We start from the raw sequence: 16,487 nt of genomic DNA, 5'->3' as shown, positions 1-16,487 counted from the left end.
CCTTAAGTCAGATAACGCTGCGGTCCATAACCAGATCGGCCGGGCCGAAGCGGTCCTTCGCCGTAAACTGCTGGTGCCAGTAGGGATAGAGCACCGGCGGCCGGCTGACGGCATCGAGGCGCTGGCGTTCATCAAAGGACAGCGTCAGGCTTGCCGCGGCGAGATTGTCTTTCAACTGGGCCTCGTTGCGTGCGCCAATCACCAGCGAACTGACGGCCGGCCGGCCAAGCAGCCAGGCCAGCGCCACCTGGGCCGCCGAGACGCCGCGAGTGGCGCCGATGTCGACCAGCACGTCGACGATCCGCCACAGCCGGTCCTCGTCGCGGATCGGTGGTTCCGACCAGCCGCCGATCTGGCGCGCCGTCGGACTGTCGCGGCGGTATTTTCCCGACATCAGGCCGCCGGCGAGCGGGCTCCACACCAGCACGCCAAGGCCCTGGTCGACCGAGATCGGCAAGAGCTCATACTCGGCCTCGCGTGCTTCCAGCGTGTAGTGGATCTGCTGGGTGACGAAGCGCGGCTGGTGCTGGCTGTCGCTGATGCCGAGCGCCTTCATGACCTGCCAGCCGGAATAGTTGGAGCAGCCGACATAGCGGATCTTGCCCTGGGCAACCAGCGTGTCGAGCGCGGCGATGGTTTCCTCGAGCGGCGTCGCGCCATCCCATTCGTGCAGGAAATAGATGTCGATGACATCTGTCCTGAGGCGCTTCAGGCTCTTCTCGCATTCGCGGATCAGATGATGGCGCGACAGGCCCTCGTCATTGGGGCCCTTGCCGATCCGCATGCGCGCCTTGGAGGCGATCAGCACGTCGTTCTTGCGCTTGCCGCCGAGCGCCTCGCCGATGATCTCTTCCGACAATCCGTTCGAATAGACATTGGCGGTGTCGATGAGATTGATGCCGGCATCGATGCAAGTGTCGATGATGCGCGAGGCCTCCGCGAGATCGGAATTGCCGACGGCAGCGAACGGCCCGCTGCCGCCGAAGGTCATGGTTCCCAAGGTCAGCGTCGAAACTTTCAAGCCGGAACGGCCAAGCGTGCGGTATTCCATGTCAGATCCTCGTAGTTTTGGTGGGGAGGTGGTTTTAGCAGGAAAGGGCGGGGAAGCCCGAACGGGTCCGCCATTTGTAGGACAATTTGAGCGGCTTGTCGCCATGCCACGGCGATGGATCAGCCATGCCTCGCCGATTTGCAGCGATGATCGGCTGGCTGGCGGGTTGCAATAAAACCGTCATTGCCGGCCTATATCAAGTCGGCTCAGGGTTTCATGTCAGCCGGCAAGCGGAGCAGTGGAAATGACCGAGTTGAAGCAGAATTCTCCGGCCAGGGATTGGCTGGAAGCCGAACTCGCCGACATGCTCGACGAGGACTATGAGCTTGAAATGTCGGAGCCGGCGCTGTCGCTGGAGATCTCCAAGATCTACAAGAACGCGCATCCGCCGTCGATCGACCGCATGCAGTATTTCCGCGACCTGATCGGCTTGCAGTCGGAACTAATCAAGCTGCAGTCCTGGGTCGCCTACCACAAGAAGAAGCTGGTGGTGGTTTTCGAAGGACGCGATTCCGCCGGCAAGGGCGGCGTCATCAAGCGCATCACCCAGCGCCTCAACCCGCGCATCTGCCGCGTCGTGGCGCTGCCGGCGCCGACCGAGCGCGAAAAATCGCAGTGGTATTTCCAGCGCTACGTGCCGCATCTGCCGGCCGGCGGCGAGATCGTGCTGTTCGACCGCTCCTGGTACAACCGCTCCGGCGTCGAGCGGGTGATGGGCTTTGCCGAACCCGATCAGGTCGAAGAGTTCTTCCGCGACGTGCCGGAGTTCGAGCGCATGCTGGTCCGCTCCGGCGTCACGCTGGTCAAATACTGGTTCTCGATCACCGACGAGGAACAGCAGATGCGCTTCATGATGCGCATCCACGACCCGATGAAGCAGTGGAAGCTGTCGCCGATGGACCTGCAGTCGCGCGTGCGCTGGGAGCAGTACACCAAGGCCAAGGAAGAGACGTTTGCCCGCACCAACATCCCAGAGGCACCGTGGTACATCGTCGAAGGCAACGACAAGAAGCGGGCGCGGCTGAACTGCATCGACCATCTCCTCAAACAGCTGCCCTATGAGGACGTGCCGCACGAAGAAATCACGCTGCCCGAGCGGGTGTTCAACCCGGAGTACGAGCGCCAGGTCCTGCCGCGCGAGCTTTACGTGCCGGAGAAGTATTGAGCACTTTTCCTTCTCCCCGTTTCACGGGGAGAAGGTGCCGGAAGGGCGGATGAGGGGCAGCTCCGGCGACGAATTCACAGCCGTCGGACGCTGCTAACCTCCAAAGCAGCGCTGCCCCTCATTGCCTGCCGGGCATTTCTCCCCGTAGAACGGGGAGAAAGAAGCCTGCGCCTATCACTTCGCCACTACACCCGCTTGATCGTCACATGCGTGGCGAGCGCTGTCGCCACCTGCTCGGTGCACTGGTAACCCAGCTTCAGCATATCCAGCCCGGCAAACAGGCTCTCGCCCCTCCCGAGCAACACTGGCGACACCGCCAGATGCAACTCGTCGATGAGCTTCTCTTGCAGATATTGCCGGATGGTGGAAACGCCGCCGCCGACGCGGACATCCTTGCCGCCGGCCGCGGCCTTTGCTTGTTCGAGCGCGGCGTGGATGCCGCCGGTGACGAAGTGGAAAACGGTGCCGCCTTCCATCGCAATGGGGTCGCGCTTGTGATGGGTCAGCACGAAGGTCGGCACATGATAGGGCGGGTTGTCGCCCCACCAGCCTTTCCAGCTCTCGTCCGGCCATTCGCCGCGGATTGGGCCGAACATGTTGCGGCCGAGGATCCAGGCGCCGACATTGTGGAAGCTGCCGATGGTGAACCGGTCGTCCACATCGGTGGTGCCGCCATCCTTGCCGACCATCTCGTGGAAGGTGCGGGTGCCGGTCATCCATTTGTGCAGATCTTCGCCACCAACGCCGAGCGGATTTTGCAGGTCCTGGTCAGGACCGGCGCCGAAACCGTCGAGCGACAAGGTGAAGGCATTGACGCGCAGTTTGGACATGGAAGACTCCCTTTGGTGACCAGTTGTGATTTGCAATCAGTATTCAAACTGATTGCATTTTGCAACTAGTATTTTTAGAGGCAAGCGATCTGTGGAATGCGCAGGGACCTCAAGCCGCCACGCGCTTCGGCATCACCGCAAACGGGCTGAGCCCAAGCCAGATCTGCATCTTGCCGGCGACGTCGAGATCGCCGGTCAGGCTGATCTTGTCGCGTTCCTTGTGAACTGTCGTCAGCCCCATCCAGATCGAGGTCATGGTGCACAGATCGGTCGAGACGTAGAGATCGACGTCGAAGCCCGGATCGTACCAGCAAAGATCGACCTCGCCCTGCTTTTCGACGATCAGCCACCACGATCGTTTTGACGCCGGCAGGTCATGGTACAGGAATTGTATCACGGTGCGCCCGTCCGGCAGCGGACTGGGGTTCAGATTGCGCCGCATGTCCCACATCAGCAGCGACGGATCGAGGTTTTTGAGCGACAGCCTGGCCTCGACCCATTTCTGGCCCCAAAACCCCATCGCCTCGACAACCGGGCGCAAATCCCGGCCCGCCTCGGTCAGCCGGTATTCGAACACGCCCTTCTCGGTCGCGATCTCGGTCCGCTCGACGATGCCTCCCGCTTCGAGATCCCTAAGCCGTTGCGACAGAAGGGTTGGCGACATTTTCGGCACGCCGCGGCGCAAATCGTTGAAGCGGGTCGATCCCGCCACCAGTTCGCGCAACAGCACCATGGTCCAGCGTGTGCACAACAGCTCCGCCGCCATGGAGAGCGGGCAGAATTGCTTGTAACCGGCTTGTGTCATGTGGTGAGCTCCAAAAGATGTTACCGGACCTTATTCAGAAAACCTGAGTTCAGCCAGTACAGAAGCTGTACTGGCACCCCCGGTACAGTTCTGTGACTGGAGCGGTCCGGCGCCGCCATGCGAGGCAGCGGTCACGTCACCGGGCAGTCCGGTGCCGATCCATGAGGAGTTGGACAATGACCGCTTACGTGATCGCAGACATCAAGGTGAAGGACGACAAATGGGTGCCGGCCTATGCCGCTTCGGTGCATGACCTCGTCCACAAGCATGGCGGCAAGTATCTCGCCCGCAGCGGCAATGTGAAGACGCTGGAGGGCAAGCCGCTCGACACCAGCCTGATCGCCATCATGGCGTTTCCGTCGGCAAAGGCAGCCGAGGCCTTCACCAACGATCCGCAATACGCCCCGTTTGTGGCGGAGCGCCGGAAGGGCAGCGACAGCCGCTTCCAGCTGATCGACGATACCGATCTCGCCGGAACGATTCCTTATTTGCCAAAGGCGTGAGGAAAAGCCGGAACCCGGAGCATCCAGGTTCCGGCTAACCCTTCAGCATCTGCGCCACTTCCGGCGCGAAGTAAGTCAGGATGCCGTCACAGCCGGCGCGCTTGAAGGCGAGCAGGCTCTCCAGCATCGCCTTTTCGCCGTCGATCCAGCCATTGGCGGCCGCCGCCTTGATCATCGAATATTCGCCCGAAACCTGGTAGGCGAAGGTCGGCATTTGGAACTCATCCTTCAGCCGCCGGATAATGTCGAGATAGGGCAGGCCAGGCTTGACCATCAGCATGTCGGCGCCCTCGGCGAGGTCCTGCTCGGCCTCGCGCACTGCTTCGTCGGAATTGGCGTGGTCGAGATAATAAGTCTTTTTGTCGCCCTTGAGCAGGCCGGCGGTGCCGACCGCCTCGCGGTAGGGGCCATAGAAGGCGGAGGCGAATTTCGTCGCATAGGACATGATCGCCACATCCGAAAAACCGTTGGCGTCGAGTGCGTCGCGAATGGCGCCGATGCGGCCGTCCATCATGTCGGACGGCGCGATGATGTCGGCGCCGGCCGCGGCCTGGATGACGGCCGCGGCGGTCACCTGTTCCACCGTCTCGTCATTGACGATGATGCCGTCGCGCAAGATGCCGTCATGGCCGTGCGAGGTGAACGGATCGAGCGCGGCATCGGTGATGATGCCGATCTCCGGCACCGCGTCCTTGATGGCGCGGGTGGCGCGGTTGATGATGTTTTCCGGGTCGAGGATGTGCGATCCCGTCAGGTCGCGCAGGCTGAGTTCAACATTGGGGAAGGTGGCGATCGCCGGAATGCCGAGCTTAGCGGCCCGCTCGGCCTCCTTGACGGCGAGGTCCAGCGACAGGCGGAAGACGCCGGGCATGGCGGCGATCGGCTCACGCGTGTTCTTGCCGTCGATGACGAAGATCGGCCAGATCAGATCGTTCACCGTAAGCCGGTTTTCCTGCACCAGGCGGCGCGACCAGTCGGCCTTGCGCATGCGCCGCAAGCGGCGGCTGCCGGTGATCTCGTCGACGCTGCGCGCACCGGCGGGCTTTGCCGGTGCGAATTTGTTGCTCGTCGCGGGGGTGAATTTGTTCATCGCAAAAACTCCGGGTCGGGGCGGCTTTTACCACGAGGCCTTGCCGCTGACCAATGCGACACGATTGTGCCAGTCGATAACGCGCTGCTTACGGCTTCGGCGGCCACGCCAGTTCTGGGCCGGTTTTGAAGAACGACACATTGTTGGTGAAGGTGCTCTCCGGGGCGAGCCGGATCAGGCGCCCGTCCGGATGGCCGATGTCGGCGACATTGTCGATGAACCAGCGGTTCCAGGTCGCCTCCGGGCCGAGATATTTGTGCAGCAGCCGTTTGAAGCGGTTCGGCGCCATCGCTTCTATGGTGGCGACGCCGCGCAGGCCGAGATGCAGCAGGATGCCGGCCTCATTGTCGAAATGGACGATCTCCACGGCGCAGCGCGGGTCACGTTCGAGGTGTTTGACAGCACTTGCGCCGGTCGAGCCGAGTAGCCAGATCGCAGCGTCCTCCCAGATGAACCACATCGGCGCGTTGCGCGGCGCGCCGTCAGCGGTCACGGTCGCCAGATTGGCCATCAGCGGGCGGCTGAGAACATCATCCGGGTCGAACTTTTTCGGCATCTCCCAGCCATGGCTCGGCGCTGCGGTTTCAAGCGTCATGCGTTTGTCCCTGCATCAGAAGAAAGGCTGTTTTGCCCGGCAATTTTGCGCGCATTTCTGTCGGGGGCAAAGCACGGTCGCGTTGCCTTGCGAAAATCCAAACCGCGCCCGCCGGTTGACGCACCCATGCGCCACCTTTAGCACTTCAGTCCCGCAGGCGCGGGGAGGGATTCTCTGACGATGGACTTTGGCGGCGGCGACGAGATCCGCTTCGAACGGTTGGGCAAGGCAGGCGTCGTCACGCTGACGCGGCCGCAGGCGCTCAATGCGCTGACACATCGCATGATCAAGGCGCTGGACAAGGCGCTCGACGCTTTTGAACGCGACGCCGGCATCGATGTCGTCGTCGTCAAGGCCGAGGGCAGGGCGTTTTGCGCCGGCGGCGACATCATGCACGTCTACGAGGCCCGCGCCGGAAAGCCGCCGGTCGAGTTCTTCGCCGACGAATACCGGCTTAACGCCCGCATTAACAGTTACAAAAAGCCCTACGTCGCGCTGATCGACGGGATCGTGATGGGCGGCGGCGTCGGCATCTCGTTCCACGGCTCGCAGCGCGTGCTGACCGAGAACGCCCAGTTCGCCATGCCCGAAGTCGGCATCGGTTTCTTCCCCGATGTCGGCGGCAGCCATCTTCTGCCTGACCTTGGCGGCAGTTTCGGCATGTATCTGGCGCTGACCGGCAACCGCATCCGCTATGGCGATGCGCTGTGGTCTGGCCTGGCCACCCACACCATAAAGGCCGCCGACCAATCCGCCTTTCTCGATCGGCTCTGCGCCAATGGCGATCCGGAATCGGTGCTGCGCGGCTTCTTCGTGCCGGCCCGGCGCGAAACCGCCCAGCCGGTGCTGGAAGCCATCGCCCGGCATTTTTCCCAACCCTCGCTCGCCGAAATCCTCAAGAGCCTGGAGCGGGCGGCAGGCGCCGACGAGTTTGCCGCCAAGACGCTGGCCACCATCCGCACCCGCTCGCCGACCAGCCTCAATGTCGCGTGGCGCCAGATCAGCGCCGGGCTGACGCTGTCGATGGAAGCCTGCATGAAGATGGAGTTCCGCATCCTCAACCGCATGCTGGCCGGGCACGACTTCTATGAAGGCATCCGCGCCGTCCTCGTCGACAAGGGTTCGACGCCGCAGTGGCGGCCGGCAAGCCTGGCCGAGGTCGACGCTGCTTCGGTGGACGCCTATTTCGCGCCGCTCGAACGGGAGCTCGAACTGTGAGCGAGGTCACGTCGCGGCGCATCGTGCTGCAGCCCTCGGGCGTCGAGATCATCTTCGCCTGGTTCCAGCGCGTCATAGCTGGCTATTGCCTGCTGTTCGGCATCCTGTACTGGATCCGGCTGATCGGTTTTTATCCCGGCCCGCTGTGGCGCTTCGACCTGATGCCGGTGCACTGGCAGGTCGTGGCGGTGATGCTGGCCGTGTTCTTCCCCTTCGCCGCCGCCGGCCTGTGGATGCTGGCGTCGTGGGGCCCGGTGATCTGGTTCATCTGTGCTGTCACCGAGACCATAATGTATGCCGGCTTCCCCGATCTCTACGGCCACCGGCCGCTGATCGTCTTCTCGCATGCCGCGGTCGCGCTGCTCTACATCGCCTTCCGCGTCGTCATCTGGATGCGCAAGCGCCCTGCGCGCGCCTGAAACGCCGCCCCGCAGCCATTGGCTAAATCTTTAGGTTAATTATCCTTGCTCGGGTGACCGTTCGTTAAGCGTCTTGCGAAACCTATTACCGGTAAGCTCTTGTTAGCCCTAGCGTTTAAGTCGAATTTTATGAGTATTCGATAGTGTCGCAATCAAGGTGAAAAACAAAAAATCACCAGGGCGACAAACGAGAGGCAAAGACAATGATCAATTCGCGTCCGGCGGCGAAGACCGCCAACGTATCCGACGATCGCCGCGAGGCTATCCGTTCGCTTTACATGGAATCGCTGCAGCTGGTCGAGCGTCTGCATCGCCGTCTGCTTGACGTGATCAAGGACGAGTTCGACCGCAATGGCCGTTCCGACATCAATGCCATCCAGGCGCTGCTTCTGTTCAACATCGGCAACTCCGAGCTGACCGCCGGCGAGCTGCGCTCGCGTGGCTACTATCTCGGCTCGAACGTCTCCTACAATCTGAAGAAGCTGGTCGATCTCGGCTTCATCAACCACCAGCGCTCGCGCATCGACCGCCGTTCGGTCCGCGTTTCGCTGACGCCGAAGGGCAATGAAGTGGCGGAAGTCGTCGCCGGTCTCTATGAGCGCCATGTCGGCTCGATCGAACAGGTCGGCGGCATCAACAGCGAAGAGTTCAAGCAGATGAACCGCGCGCTGCAGCGCCTCGACCGCTTCTGGAACGACACCATCGCCTACCGGATGTAATCAGCGGGCCATTGAATAGCAGTTGCGCCGGAAGAAGCGCGGCCGGAGGCAAGTCTCAGTCAACAGGCCGGTGCCGAAAAGCACCGGCCTTTTCTTTTTCGAGCCGCCTGCGCTTCCAATTCGGCGCAAAGCCACGTTGCCGCCATATTCGCGGTGGAAGCGAGGGCTGTGGGTATGCGGCGGCGAAAGCTGTTCGCGCGCCTGTAAGGTCGCATCGCCGTCCGCTTTTGACGGCCAGGTGACGCAGGTCATGGTTGGCTAATTGTTAACAGTGCCAACTTTAGAGTGCGGGCGATATCGCCCAACATCGAGCACGTAGCCGAACGCTGCAACAGCCAAACGCTACAAGCCAAACACGACAAGAATGTCTGGAACGTCCATGAGAACCAGCCGCCGCTTTTTCCTTTCCGGAGCTTCCGCGCTCGCCGTTGCCATGGTTGCCAATGCCGCCAGCGCGCAGGATGTGATCGACGATATCCTGAAGTCTTCGAACCGTGGCAATTGGGACGACCAGTTCGACGCCCGCGCCTCCGAAGGCGGCAAGGTCGCCTCGACGCTGCCGATCTTCAGCCTGCAGACGGTCGCCTTCACCGAACAGGCGGTGGCGCAGTATCAGAACATCGTCGCCCAGGGCGGCTGGGGCGAGGTGCCAGCGACCAAGAAGCTGCAGCTTGGCGTCGACGATCCGGACGTGGTGCCGCTGCGCAAGCGGCTGATGGTTTCGGGCGACCTGGCGCAGAGCGCCGGCATTTCGACGTCGTTCGATTCCTACGTCGACGCCGCGGTCAAGCGCTTCCAGGCGCGCCATGGCCTGCCGGCCGACGGCGCCATGGGCAAATACACCTATGCCGCGATGAACGTTTCGGCGCAGATCCGCCTCGGTCAGCTGCAGACCAATCTGGAGCGCCTGCGCGAAAAGGCCGGCACGCTGGGCAGCCGTTATGTGCTGGTCGATATCCCGGCGGCACAGATCGAGGCGGTCGAGAACGATCGCGTCGTGCTGCGCCACACCGCAATCGTCGGCAAGATCGACCGCCAGACCCCGGTGGTCAATTCCAAGATCAACGAGATCATCGTCAATCCTTACTGGAACGCGCCGGTCTCGATCGTGCGCAAGGACATCATTCCGCTGATGCGGAAGAACCCCGACTATCTCAAGGACAGCCATATCCGCCTGTTTGCGCCGGATGGCAGCGAAGTCGATCCGATGACTGTCGATTGGTCGACGGATGATGCCGCAAAATACCGCTTCCGCCAGGATCCGGGTTCCGGCAACGCCATGGCTTCGGTCAAGATCAACTTCCCCAGCCCCGACGGCGTCTACATGCACGATACGCCGCAGCAAAGCCTGTTCGGCAAGATGATGCGCTTCGATTCCTCGGGCTGCGTGCGTGTCCAGAACGTGCGCGACCTCGTCACATGGATCCTGCGCGACACACCCGGCTGGGACCGCCAGCATTTCGAGGCGACCATCAAGACCGGCGAGAACACGCCGGTGCAGGTCGTCAACCCGGTTCCGGTCCACTTCCTCTATGTGTCGGCCTGGTCGACGGGTCCGGGCGTCGTGCAGTTCCGCGACGACGTCTACGCGCTCGATGGCGCCAGCGAACTGCAGATCACCTCTTCGCTCTAAGCTGCTGATCTCCTTCAGGAAAGGCCACCGCAAGGTGGCCTTTTCCGTTCGACATCCCAACAGAAGAAGACTGGTGGCCGCCAGCCATGCAGGCCATGAACACTGCCGGACGTTGCGCCGCAGGCCCATCTGGACGGACTAACGGCAATTGCGCATGGTCCTCAAAACAGCCGGAATCGCGCCATGCAGGTCGCAATCTTCATCCTCGCCGTGCTGGTCTTCGTCGCTCTTTCCGGCGCACTGGTGCGGTTGGTTCGGGTGCCGCTGCCGGTGCTGCAGATTGCCATCGGCGCCGCGCTCGCCTGGCCGGTGAAAGGCATCCATGTCGAGATCGACCCCGAACTCTTCCTGCTGGTGTTCATTCCGCCGCTTTTGTTCGGCGATGCCTATGGAGCGCCAAAACGCGAGCTGATCGCGCTGCGCGGACCGATCCTCGATCTGGCCATCGGGCTGGTCTTCTTTACCATTGTCGGCTTCGGTTATGCCTTGCACTGGTTGGTGCCGAGCATCCCGCTGGTCGTCGCCTTCGCGCTCGCCGCCGTGCTGTCCCCGACCGACGCCGTGGCGGTGTCCTCGATCGTCGACAGAAGCCTGGTGCCGGCGCGGCTGATGCATATTCTGGAAGGCGAGGCGCTGCTCAACGACGCCTCGGGCCTGGTCATGTTCCGCTTCGCCGTCGCCGCCGCCGTGACCGGCAGCTTTTCCTTCGCCGATGCATCGCTGTCCTTCGTCTATGCCGTCGCCATCGGCATCCTGGCCGGCATCGCCGCGTTGTTCATCGCCGCCAGGCTGCTGCAGCTTCTGAATCGCATCGGCGGCGTTCCGGCCGAGGCGCAGGTTCTGGTCATGGTCCTGCTGCCCTTCATTGCCTATCTCGTCGCCGAACATCTGCATGCCTCAGGCATTCTGGCGGCGGTCACCGCCGGGCTTTTGACCGGCGGCTCCGGCGTCTTCCGCTTCCTCGGCGTCTCGGCGCGCATGCAGACGATCTCGCTGTGGACGACCTTGTCCTTCGTCTACAATGGCGCGCTGTTCATCGTGCTCGGCATGCAGCTTCCCGAAATCATTCGCCGCGTGCCGCCCGAACTGACTGGCCATTACCCGATCATCCAGCCGGTCGCGACGGTGATTGCGCTGACGCTGTGCCTGATCGCGCTGCGCTTCCTCTGGATCTGGGTCGGCGACATCGCGGCAGGCCTCAAGGCAAAATGGGGAAAGCGCAAGGCCGAGCCGTTCGGGATGCGTGTGCGGCTTGCCGGCTCGGTGGCGGGCGTGCGCGGCGCGATCACGCTGGCCGGCATCCTGTCGCTCCCGCTCGCCATGCCGGACGGCTCGCCTTTTCCCGCGCGCGACCTGGTGATCTTCCTCGCCGCCGGCGTCATCATCTGTTCGCTCGCCATCGCCAGCGTGGCGCTGCCGAAGATAGCGCGCGGGCTGGTCGAGCCGGGCGAGGATGGCAGCGCCATCGAGGAGCGTCTCGCCCGCATCGGCGCCGCCAAGGCGGCCATCGCCCGCGTCGAAAGCATGGCGGGCGCCAGCGACGACGACCAGGGCGAGGTGCCCGGCGCCAGGCTTGCCGCCGCCGAAAACATCGTCGCCGGCTACCGGCGCCGGATCGCCACCTCGGACGAGGCCGACGACGCCCGGGCAGAGGCCCGCGAAGCCGGGCGGCTGGAGCTCGAAATGCGGCTTGCCGGCATCGAGGCCGAGCGCATCGCCGTGCGCGACATGTTAAGCAGCGGCGCGATCAACGACCATACGGCGCGGGCGCTGTTTACCGAGATCACGCTCACCGAAGCCTTGCTGCAGGGGCGGCAGGAGCGAAAATAGCGGTACAGGGCCGCTCTGGCGCAATCCGGCCAGCAAATTTCGCGCTGCAAACGTGGCGAGGCGAAAACAACTGTGTTAATGGCGCGGCAATGCATGTCGCCCGGAACCGTGCAGCGGTTTCGGGGCAACGATATGCATAGATAAATGCCCCGAACCGAAGGATTTCAGGCCATGGCAACTGCAGCGGCAGCGTCGAACAAATTCGAATCCTTCTTCGAAACCACGCTGGAAGATGCCGATCCGGAGATCTTCGGCTCCATCCGCAACGAGCTTGGCCGCCAGCGCCATGAGATCGAGCTGATCGCCTCGGAAAACATCGTTTCGCGCGCCGTGCTCGAGGCGCAGGGCTCGATTATGACCAACAAATACGCCGAGGGTTACCCGGGCAAGCGCTATTATGGCGGCTGCCAGTTCGTCGACGTCGCCGAGGAACTCGCCATCGAGCGCGCCAAAAAGCTGTTCGGCTGCAACTTCGCCAATGTCCAGCCGAATTCCGGCAGCCAGATGAACCAGGCGGTCTTCCTGGCGCTGCTGCAGCCCGGCGACACCTTCATGGGCCTCGACCTGAATTCCGGCGGCCACCTGACGCACGGCTCGCCCGTCAATATGAGCGGCAAGTGGTTCAAAGTCGTTTCCTACGGCGTGCGCAAGGACGACCATCTGCTCGACATGGACGCGATCGAAAAGACCGCACATGAGACCAAGCCAAAGCTGATCCTGGCCGGCGGCACCGCCTATTCGCGCATCTGGGACTGGAAGCGTTTTCGCGAGATCGCGGATGCGGTCGGCGCCTATCTGATGGTCGACATGGCCCATATTGCCGGCCTGGTTGCCGGCGGCGTGCATCCGTCACCGCTGCCGCACGCCCATGTCGTGACCACGACCACGCACAAATCGTTGCGAGGCCCGCGCGGCGGCATGATCCTGTGCAATGACGAGGACATCGCCAAGAAGATGAATTCGGCGGTTTTCCCCGGCCTGCAGGGCGGGCCGCTGATGCATGTCATCGCCGCCAAGGCTGTCGCCTTCGGCGAGGCGCTGAAGCCGAGCTTCAAGCTCTATGCCGAGAGCGTCGTCGCCAACGCCAAGGCGCTGGCGTCGAGCCTCAAGGAAACCGGCCTCGACATCGTGTCCGGCGGCACCGACAACCATCTGATGCTGGTCGATCTCAGGCCCAAGAACGCCACCGGCAAGCGCGCCGAGGCAGCGCTCGGCCGCGCCAACATCACCTGCAACAAGAACGGCATCCCGTTCGATCCGGAAAAGCCTTTCGTCACCTCTGGCGTGCGTCTGGGCACGCCGGCCGGCACCACGCGCGGCTTCGGCCAGGCCGAGTTCCGCGAGATCGGCAAGCTGATCGCCGAAGTGCTGGACGGGCTGAAGGTCGCCAATTCCGACGAAGGCAATGCGGCGGTCGAGGCGGCGGTGAAGGCAAAGGTCGTGGCGCTGACCGATCGTTTCCCGCTCTATCCCTATCTCGGTTGACCACCAGCGGCGCTTCGTCTTTTATCCCGCGCTCTGCGCCGCTTGCTGTCCGGGCGGCGCGGCCTGTTGGAGATTTGACGATGCGCATGTTCCATCCTGCCGTTCTGGCCTCCCTCGGCTCGCTTGCCGCTGTCGCCGTGTCGGGCGCGATCGCCCAGGAGCAGACGCAGCCGAGCACGGATATCCCCGCCACAAACACCTTTGGCAGGTGGACCACCATCATCGATGCGCTCGATACCGGCCAGGATTCCCGCAAGACCTGCGCTGCCTCCACGGCCTTTGTCGATGGCGGCGGCAATGCCGGCACGCTGACGCTTTCGATCTCGACCGGCGACGCGCTGCCGCCCGATGCCTATCCCGCGATCATGTTCACGATCGCCAACAAGGAGCTGCCGACCGGCAAGAAGATCGCCGCGACCTTCGGTGACCCCGGCGTCAAGGTTTCCGCGACCGTCTATTCCAATGATGCCGGCCGCCCGAGCTGGACCGTCGACAACCAGGCCAAGACCAGTCTCGCTTTGTTGCGGGCCATGCGCCAGGTCATCTCGCTCGACGTGACGTTCGGCAAGCAAGCCGTGGCCAGCATCCCTATGGACGGCTTCACCAAGGCCTACCGCAACCTCGGAACGTCCTGCGGCTTCCCGACCAAGGACGTCGCGCCCTGACATATCTGGCGCGGCTGGCAATTTTCCTCCCGCCTCGCTATCTCTGAGGGCGCGAGCGGCCGTTGCCGAACCTTTGCCGTCCCGGCAAAAACCTCTAAGCCTATCGTTCCGCCAGAATCGCCAACCTGAAGGCTCTCCATGCGCTGTCCCTATTGCCAGTCCGAAGATACGCAGGTGAAGGATTCGCGCCCCGCCGAGGATGGCGCGGCGATCCGCCGGCGGCGCGTCTGTCCCGATTGCGGTGGCCGTTTCACCACTTTCGAGCGCGTCCAGTTGCGCGACCTCGTGGTGGTGAAGAAGTCCGGCAGAAAGGTGCCGTTCGACCGCGACAAGCTCTTGCGTTCGGTGGAGATCGCGGTGCGCAAGCGCAATGTCGATCCCGAGCGCATCGACCGCGCCGTCACCGGCATCGTGCGCCAGCTCGAAAGCTCCGGCGAGACTGAAATCGCCTCGGGCGAGGTCGGCCGGCTCGTCATGGAAGCGCTGAAGTCGCTCGACGACGTCGCCTATGTCCGCTTCGCCTCGGTCTATCGCAATTTCCGTGAGGCCAAGGACTTCCATGACGTGCTGGGTGAGCTCAAAGGTGACGAACTCAAAGGCGACGAGCTGAAGAGCGAAGAGGACGCCGGCTGAGCATGGCAAGCCAAACGTCAGGGAAGGCCGATCAGCAGGCCCTCGATCGCCGCTTCATGGCCGCGGCGCTGAGGCTCTCGCGCAGAAATGCCGGCCGCACCTCGACCAACCCTTCCGTCGGCACCATAATCGTTCGCGACGATGGCGCCGGCCCGATGATCGTCGGCACAGGGGTCACCGCTGTTGGCGGCCGGCCGCATGCCGAGACCGAGGCGCTGACTGAAGCCGGCGAGTTGGCGCGCGGCGCCACCGCCTATGTCACGCTGGAGCCCTGCGCCCACCATGGCCGCACCCCGCCTTGCGCCAACGCGCTGGTCAATGCCGGAGTGGCGCGGGTCGTCGGCGCCGCCAGCGATCCCGATCCGCGCGTCTCCGGCAAAGGCTATGCCATCCTGCGCGCCGCCGGCATCGAAGTGGTCGAAAAGGTGCTGGTCGAGGAAGCCGCCGAGCAGATGGCCGGCTATTTGATTCGATCTATGAAAAAGCGTCCGGAAGTGACTCTGAAGCTTGCGCTTTCCAGCGACGGCAAGATCGGCAGGCATGGCGCCGGCCAGGTCGCGATCACCGGCGATATCGCCCGCCGCGAAGTCTATCTGATGCGCGCCGAAGCCGATGGCATACTGGTCGGCATCGGCACGGCACTGGAGGATGATCCCGCGCTCACCGTGCGGCTGCCGGGGCTGGAGAACCGCTCGCCGGCGCGCATCGTGCTCGATTGCCAGATCAGGCTGCCCGAAGCCTCGAAGCTGGTCTCCGGCATCGACCGGGTGCCGCTCTATATCACCGCGAGCCTGGAGGCTGATCCGCTACGGCGGTCGGTGCTGGAGCGTGCCGGCGTGCGCTTCATCGGCACCGAAACCCATGAAGGCGGCATTGCCTTGCCGGAACTGCTCGAGGATCTCGGCGCGCTCGGCATGGCCAGCGTTCTGGTCGAAGGCGGCGCCAAGGTGGCCAGCGCCTTCCTCGCCGAAGGACTGGTCGACCGCATCGTGCTGTTCCAGGGACCGGAAGCGATCGGCGAGGGCGGCATTGCATCGCCCATCGACGCCAACCATATCCCGGCAGGCTTCCGCAAATTGCGCGAGATGCGCTTCGGGGAAGACAGCTATGCCGAATGGGTGAGAGATATCTGAAATGTTCACTGGAATTGTCACCGATATCGGCACCGTCGCGGCCGTCAAGCCGCTGAGCGAAGGCGTCGGCCTGCGCATCGACACCGCCTATGACCCCGCGACGATCGCCATCGGTGCCTCGATCTCCTGCGGCGGCGTCTGCCTGACGGTGACGGCGCTGCCAGATGGCGGCTCGAACGCCCGCTGGTTCGAGGTCGAAGCCTGGGAAGAGGCACTGAGGCTGACCACGGCGTCGGGCTGGAAATCAGGCACCAAGGTCAATCTCGAGCGGGCACTGAAGATCGGCGACGAACTCGGCGGCCACATCGTGTCGGGTCATGTCGACGGCATGGCCGAAATCGCCGAGCGGAAGGATGAAGGCGATGCCGTTCGCTTCACGCTGGAGGCGCCGCGCGAACTGGCAAAATTCATTGCCCCAAAAGGCTCCGTCGCACTCGACGGCACCTCGCTTACCGTCAACAAGGTCGAAGGCGCCCGTTTCGATGTGCTGTTGATCCACCATTCGCTGACCGTGACGACTTGGGGCGAGCGCAAGGTGGGCGACAAGGTCAACCTGGAGATCGACACCATGGCCCGCTACGCCGCGCGACTGGTCGAGGCGGTGAAAGAGGGGCTTTGAGCCCCCCTGGGAAATTAGACCGGGCCTGAGCGTCGGACAAAGCTTGCGAATGTGACCGCTTCGGCCTAAGTCACCGGCTACCCCCGGAGACATT

Annotated in this window: 17 protein-coding genes; 12 read left to right on the top strand and 5 right to left on the bottom strand. The window is 63.3% G+C overall.

Annotated features, from left to right (window positions below):
* Positions 1–7: 7 nt before the first annotated feature.
* On the bottom strand, positions 8–1,051 hold the full coding sequence (locus NKJ64_RS26420) for an aldo/keto reductase (RefSeq protein ID WP_023715391.1): 1,044 nt from the start codon (positions 1,049–1,051) through the stop codon (positions 8–10).
* A gap of 244 nt (positions 1,052–1,295) precedes the next feature.
* On the opposite strand from NKJ64_RS26420, the gene ppk2 reads away from it, so the two are divergent.
* Positions 1,296–2,216 (top strand): polyphosphate kinase 2, encoded by a 921-nt coding sequence (gene ppk2 / locus NKJ64_RS26415; protein ID WP_023682405.1) that lies wholly within the window; start codon positions 1,296–1,298, stop codon positions 2,214–2,216.
* Positions 2,217–2,401: 185 nt separating this feature from the next.
* On the opposite strand, the gene NKJ64_RS26410 is transcribed toward ppk2, so the two are convergent.
* Together NKJ64_RS26410 and NKJ64_RS26405 are read right to left on the bottom strand one after the other, a co-directional pair.
* Positions 2,402–3,046: a dihydrofolate reductase family protein gene (locus tag NKJ64_RS26410; protein ID WP_023682404.1), complete on the bottom strand. Its 645-nt coding sequence runs from the start codon at positions 3,044–3,046 to the stop codon at positions 2,402–2,404.
* A gap of 109 nt (positions 3,047–3,155) precedes the next feature.
* Positions 3,156–3,851: a winged helix-turn-helix transcriptional regulator gene (locus tag NKJ64_RS26405; protein ID WP_023697455.1), complete on the bottom strand. Its 696-nt coding sequence runs from the start codon at positions 3,849–3,851 to the stop codon at positions 3,156–3,158.
* A 176-nt stretch (positions 3,852–4,027) separates the two neighbouring features.
* Between NKJ64_RS26405 and NKJ64_RS26400 the strand changes: the two genes are divergently transcribed.
* Positions 4,028–4,354, top strand: coding sequence for a DUF1330 domain-containing protein (locus NKJ64_RS26400; protein WP_023673003.1), 327 nt, complete (start codon positions 4,028–4,030; stop codon positions 4,352–4,354).
* A gap of 34 nt (positions 4,355–4,388) precedes the next feature.
* On the opposite strand, the gene hemB is transcribed toward NKJ64_RS26400, so the two are convergent.
* Positions 4,389–5,444: a porphobilinogen synthase gene (gene hemB, locus NKJ64_RS26395; RefSeq protein ID WP_352463586.1), complete on the bottom strand. Its 1,056-nt coding sequence runs from the start codon at positions 5,442–5,444 to the stop codon at positions 4,389–4,391.
* 88 nt (positions 5,445–5,532) lie between these two features.
* The gene (locus tag NKJ64_RS26390) at positions 5,533–6,039 is read right to left on the bottom strand and encodes a pyridoxamine 5'-phosphate oxidase family protein (protein WP_023750458.1); all 507 of its coding nucleotides are present in this window, start codon (positions 6,037–6,039) and stop codon (positions 5,533–5,535) included.
* Positions 6,040–6,219: 180 nt separating this feature from the next.
* Between NKJ64_RS26390 and NKJ64_RS26385 the strand changes: the two genes are divergently transcribed.
* The 10 genes from NKJ64_RS26385 (at position 6,220) to NKJ64_RS26340 (ending at position 16,393) form a co-directional block, all read left to right on the top strand.
* On the top strand, positions 6,220–7,257 hold the full coding sequence (locus NKJ64_RS26385) for an enoyl-CoA hydratase/isomerase family protein (protein WP_023727515.1): 1,038 nt from the start codon (positions 6,220–6,222) through the stop codon (positions 7,255–7,257).
* The gene (locus NKJ64_RS26380; protein WP_023682398.1) at positions 7,254–7,676 is read left to right on the top strand and encodes a DUF6163 family protein; all 423 of its coding nucleotides are present in this window, start codon (positions 7,254–7,256) and stop codon (positions 7,674–7,676) included. Before NKJ64_RS26385 ends, NKJ64_RS26380 begins: the two co-directional genes overlap by 4 nt.
* 203 nt (positions 7,677–7,879) lie before the next feature.
* Positions 7,880–8,395: a transcriptional regulator LdtR gene (gene ldtR, locus NKJ64_RS26375; RefSeq protein WP_023672997.1), complete on the top strand. Its 516-nt coding sequence runs from the start codon at positions 7,880–7,882 to the stop codon at positions 8,393–8,395.
* Between the two features lie 379 nt (positions 8,396–8,774).
* Positions 8,775–10,028, top strand: coding sequence for a L,D-transpeptidase family protein (locus tag NKJ64_RS26370; RefSeq protein WP_023682396.1), 1,254 nt, complete (start codon positions 8,775–8,777; stop codon positions 10,026–10,028).
* Positions 10,029–10,211: 183 nt separating this feature from the next.
* Positions 10,212–11,858, top strand: a complete 1,647-nt coding sequence (locus tag NKJ64_RS26365; protein WP_023752010.1) for a Na+/H+ antiporter — start codon at positions 10,212–10,214, stop codon at positions 11,856–11,858.
* A gap of 171 nt (positions 11,859–12,029) precedes the next feature.
* Positions 12,030–13,343 (top strand): serine hydroxymethyltransferase, encoded by a 1,314-nt coding sequence (gene glyA / locus NKJ64_RS26360; RefSeq protein WP_023730851.1) that lies wholly within the window; start codon positions 12,030–12,032, stop codon positions 13,341–13,343.
* Between the two features lie 80 nt (positions 13,344–13,423).
* Positions 13,424–14,008 carry an invasion associated locus B family protein gene (locus NKJ64_RS26355; RefSeq protein WP_023743620.1) on the top strand — a complete coding sequence of 195 codons (585 nt, stop codon included), beginning with the start codon at positions 13,424–13,426 and terminating at the stop codon, positions 14,006–14,008.
* A gap of 138 nt (positions 14,009–14,146) precedes the next feature.
* Complete coding sequence (nrdR, locus tag NKJ64_RS26350) at positions 14,147–14,641, top strand: transcriptional regulator NrdR (protein WP_023669351.1); 495 nt, start codon at positions 14,147–14,149, stop codon at positions 14,639–14,641.
* A gap of 2 nt (positions 14,642–14,643) precedes the next feature.
* Entirely contained in the window at positions 14,644–15,774 is a 1,131-nt protein-coding gene (ribD, locus tag NKJ64_RS26345; protein WP_352463585.1) for a bifunctional diaminohydroxyphosphoribosylaminopyrimidine deaminase/5-amino-6-(5-phosphoribosylamino)uracil reductase RibD, read from the top strand.
* Position 15,775: 1 nt separating this feature from the next.
* Entirely contained in the window at positions 15,776–16,393 is a 618-nt protein-coding gene (locus NKJ64_RS26340; RefSeq protein WP_023727518.1) for a riboflavin synthase, read from the top strand.
* Positions 16,394–16,487: the final 94 nt, after the last annotated feature.

The organism is Mesorhizobium sp. M0062, from assembly GCF_040323125.1.
GTDB lineage: Bacteria > Pseudomonadota > Alphaproteobacteria > Rhizobiales > Rhizobiaceae > Mesorhizobium.
This window is presented reverse-complemented; position numbering and strand designations above follow the sequence as displayed.

Coding starts and splice junctions, on each gene's coding strand:
- NKJ64_RS26420 (WP_023715391.1), bottom strand. CDS start 1,051: ATGGAATACCGCACGCTTGGCCGTTCCGGCTTGAAAGTTTCGACGCTG.
- ppk2 (WP_023682405.1), top strand. CDS start 1,296: ATGACCGAGTTGAAGCAGAATTCTCCGGCCAGGGATTGGCTGGAAGCC.
- NKJ64_RS26410 (WP_023682404.1), bottom strand. CDS start 3,046: ATGTCCAAACTGCGCGTCAATGCCTTCACCTTGTCGCTCGACGGTTTC.
- NKJ64_RS26405 (WP_023697455.1), bottom strand. CDS start 3,851: ATGACACAAGCCGGTTACAAGCAATTCTGCCCGCTCTCCATGGCGGCG.
- NKJ64_RS26400 (WP_023673003.1), top strand. CDS start 4,028: ATGACCGCTTACGTGATCGCAGACATCAAGGTGAAGGACGACAAATGG.
- hemB (WP_352463586.1), bottom strand. CDS start 5,444: ATGAACAAATTCACCCCCGCGACGAGCAACAAATTCGCACCGGCAAAG.
- NKJ64_RS26390 (WP_023750458.1), bottom strand. CDS start 6,039: ATGACGCTTGAAACCGCAGCGCCGAGCCATGGCTGGGAGATGCCGAAA.
- NKJ64_RS26385 (WP_023727515.1), top strand. CDS start 6,220: ATGGACTTTGGCGGCGGCGACGAGATCCGCTTCGAACGGTTGGGCAAG.
- ldtR (WP_023672997.1), top strand. CDS start 7,880: ATGATCAATTCGCGTCCGGCGGCGAAGACCGCCAACGTATCCGACGAT.
- NKJ64_RS26370 (WP_023682396.1), top strand. CDS start 8,775: ATGAGAACCAGCCGCCGCTTTTTCCTTTCCGGAGCTTCCGCGCTCGCC.
- NKJ64_RS26365 (WP_023752010.1), top strand. CDS start 10,212: ATGCAGGTCGCAATCTTCATCCTCGCCGTGCTGGTCTTCGTCGCTCTT.
- glyA (WP_023730851.1), top strand. CDS start 12,030: ATGGCAACTGCAGCGGCAGCGTCGAACAAATTCGAATCCTTCTTCGAA.
- NKJ64_RS26355 (WP_023743620.1), top strand. CDS start 13,424: ATGCGCATGTTCCATCCTGCCGTTCTGGCCTCCCTCGGCTCGCTTGCC.
- nrdR (WP_023669351.1), top strand. CDS start 14,147: ATGCGCTGTCCCTATTGCCAGTCCGAAGATACGCAGGTGAAGGATTCG.
- ribD (WP_352463585.1), top strand. CDS start 14,644: ATGGCAAGCCAAACGTCAGGGAAGGCCGATCAGCAGGCCCTCGATCGC.
- NKJ64_RS26340 (WP_023727518.1), top strand. CDS start 15,776: ATGTTCACTGGAATTGTCACCGATATCGGCACCGTCGCGGCCGTCAAG.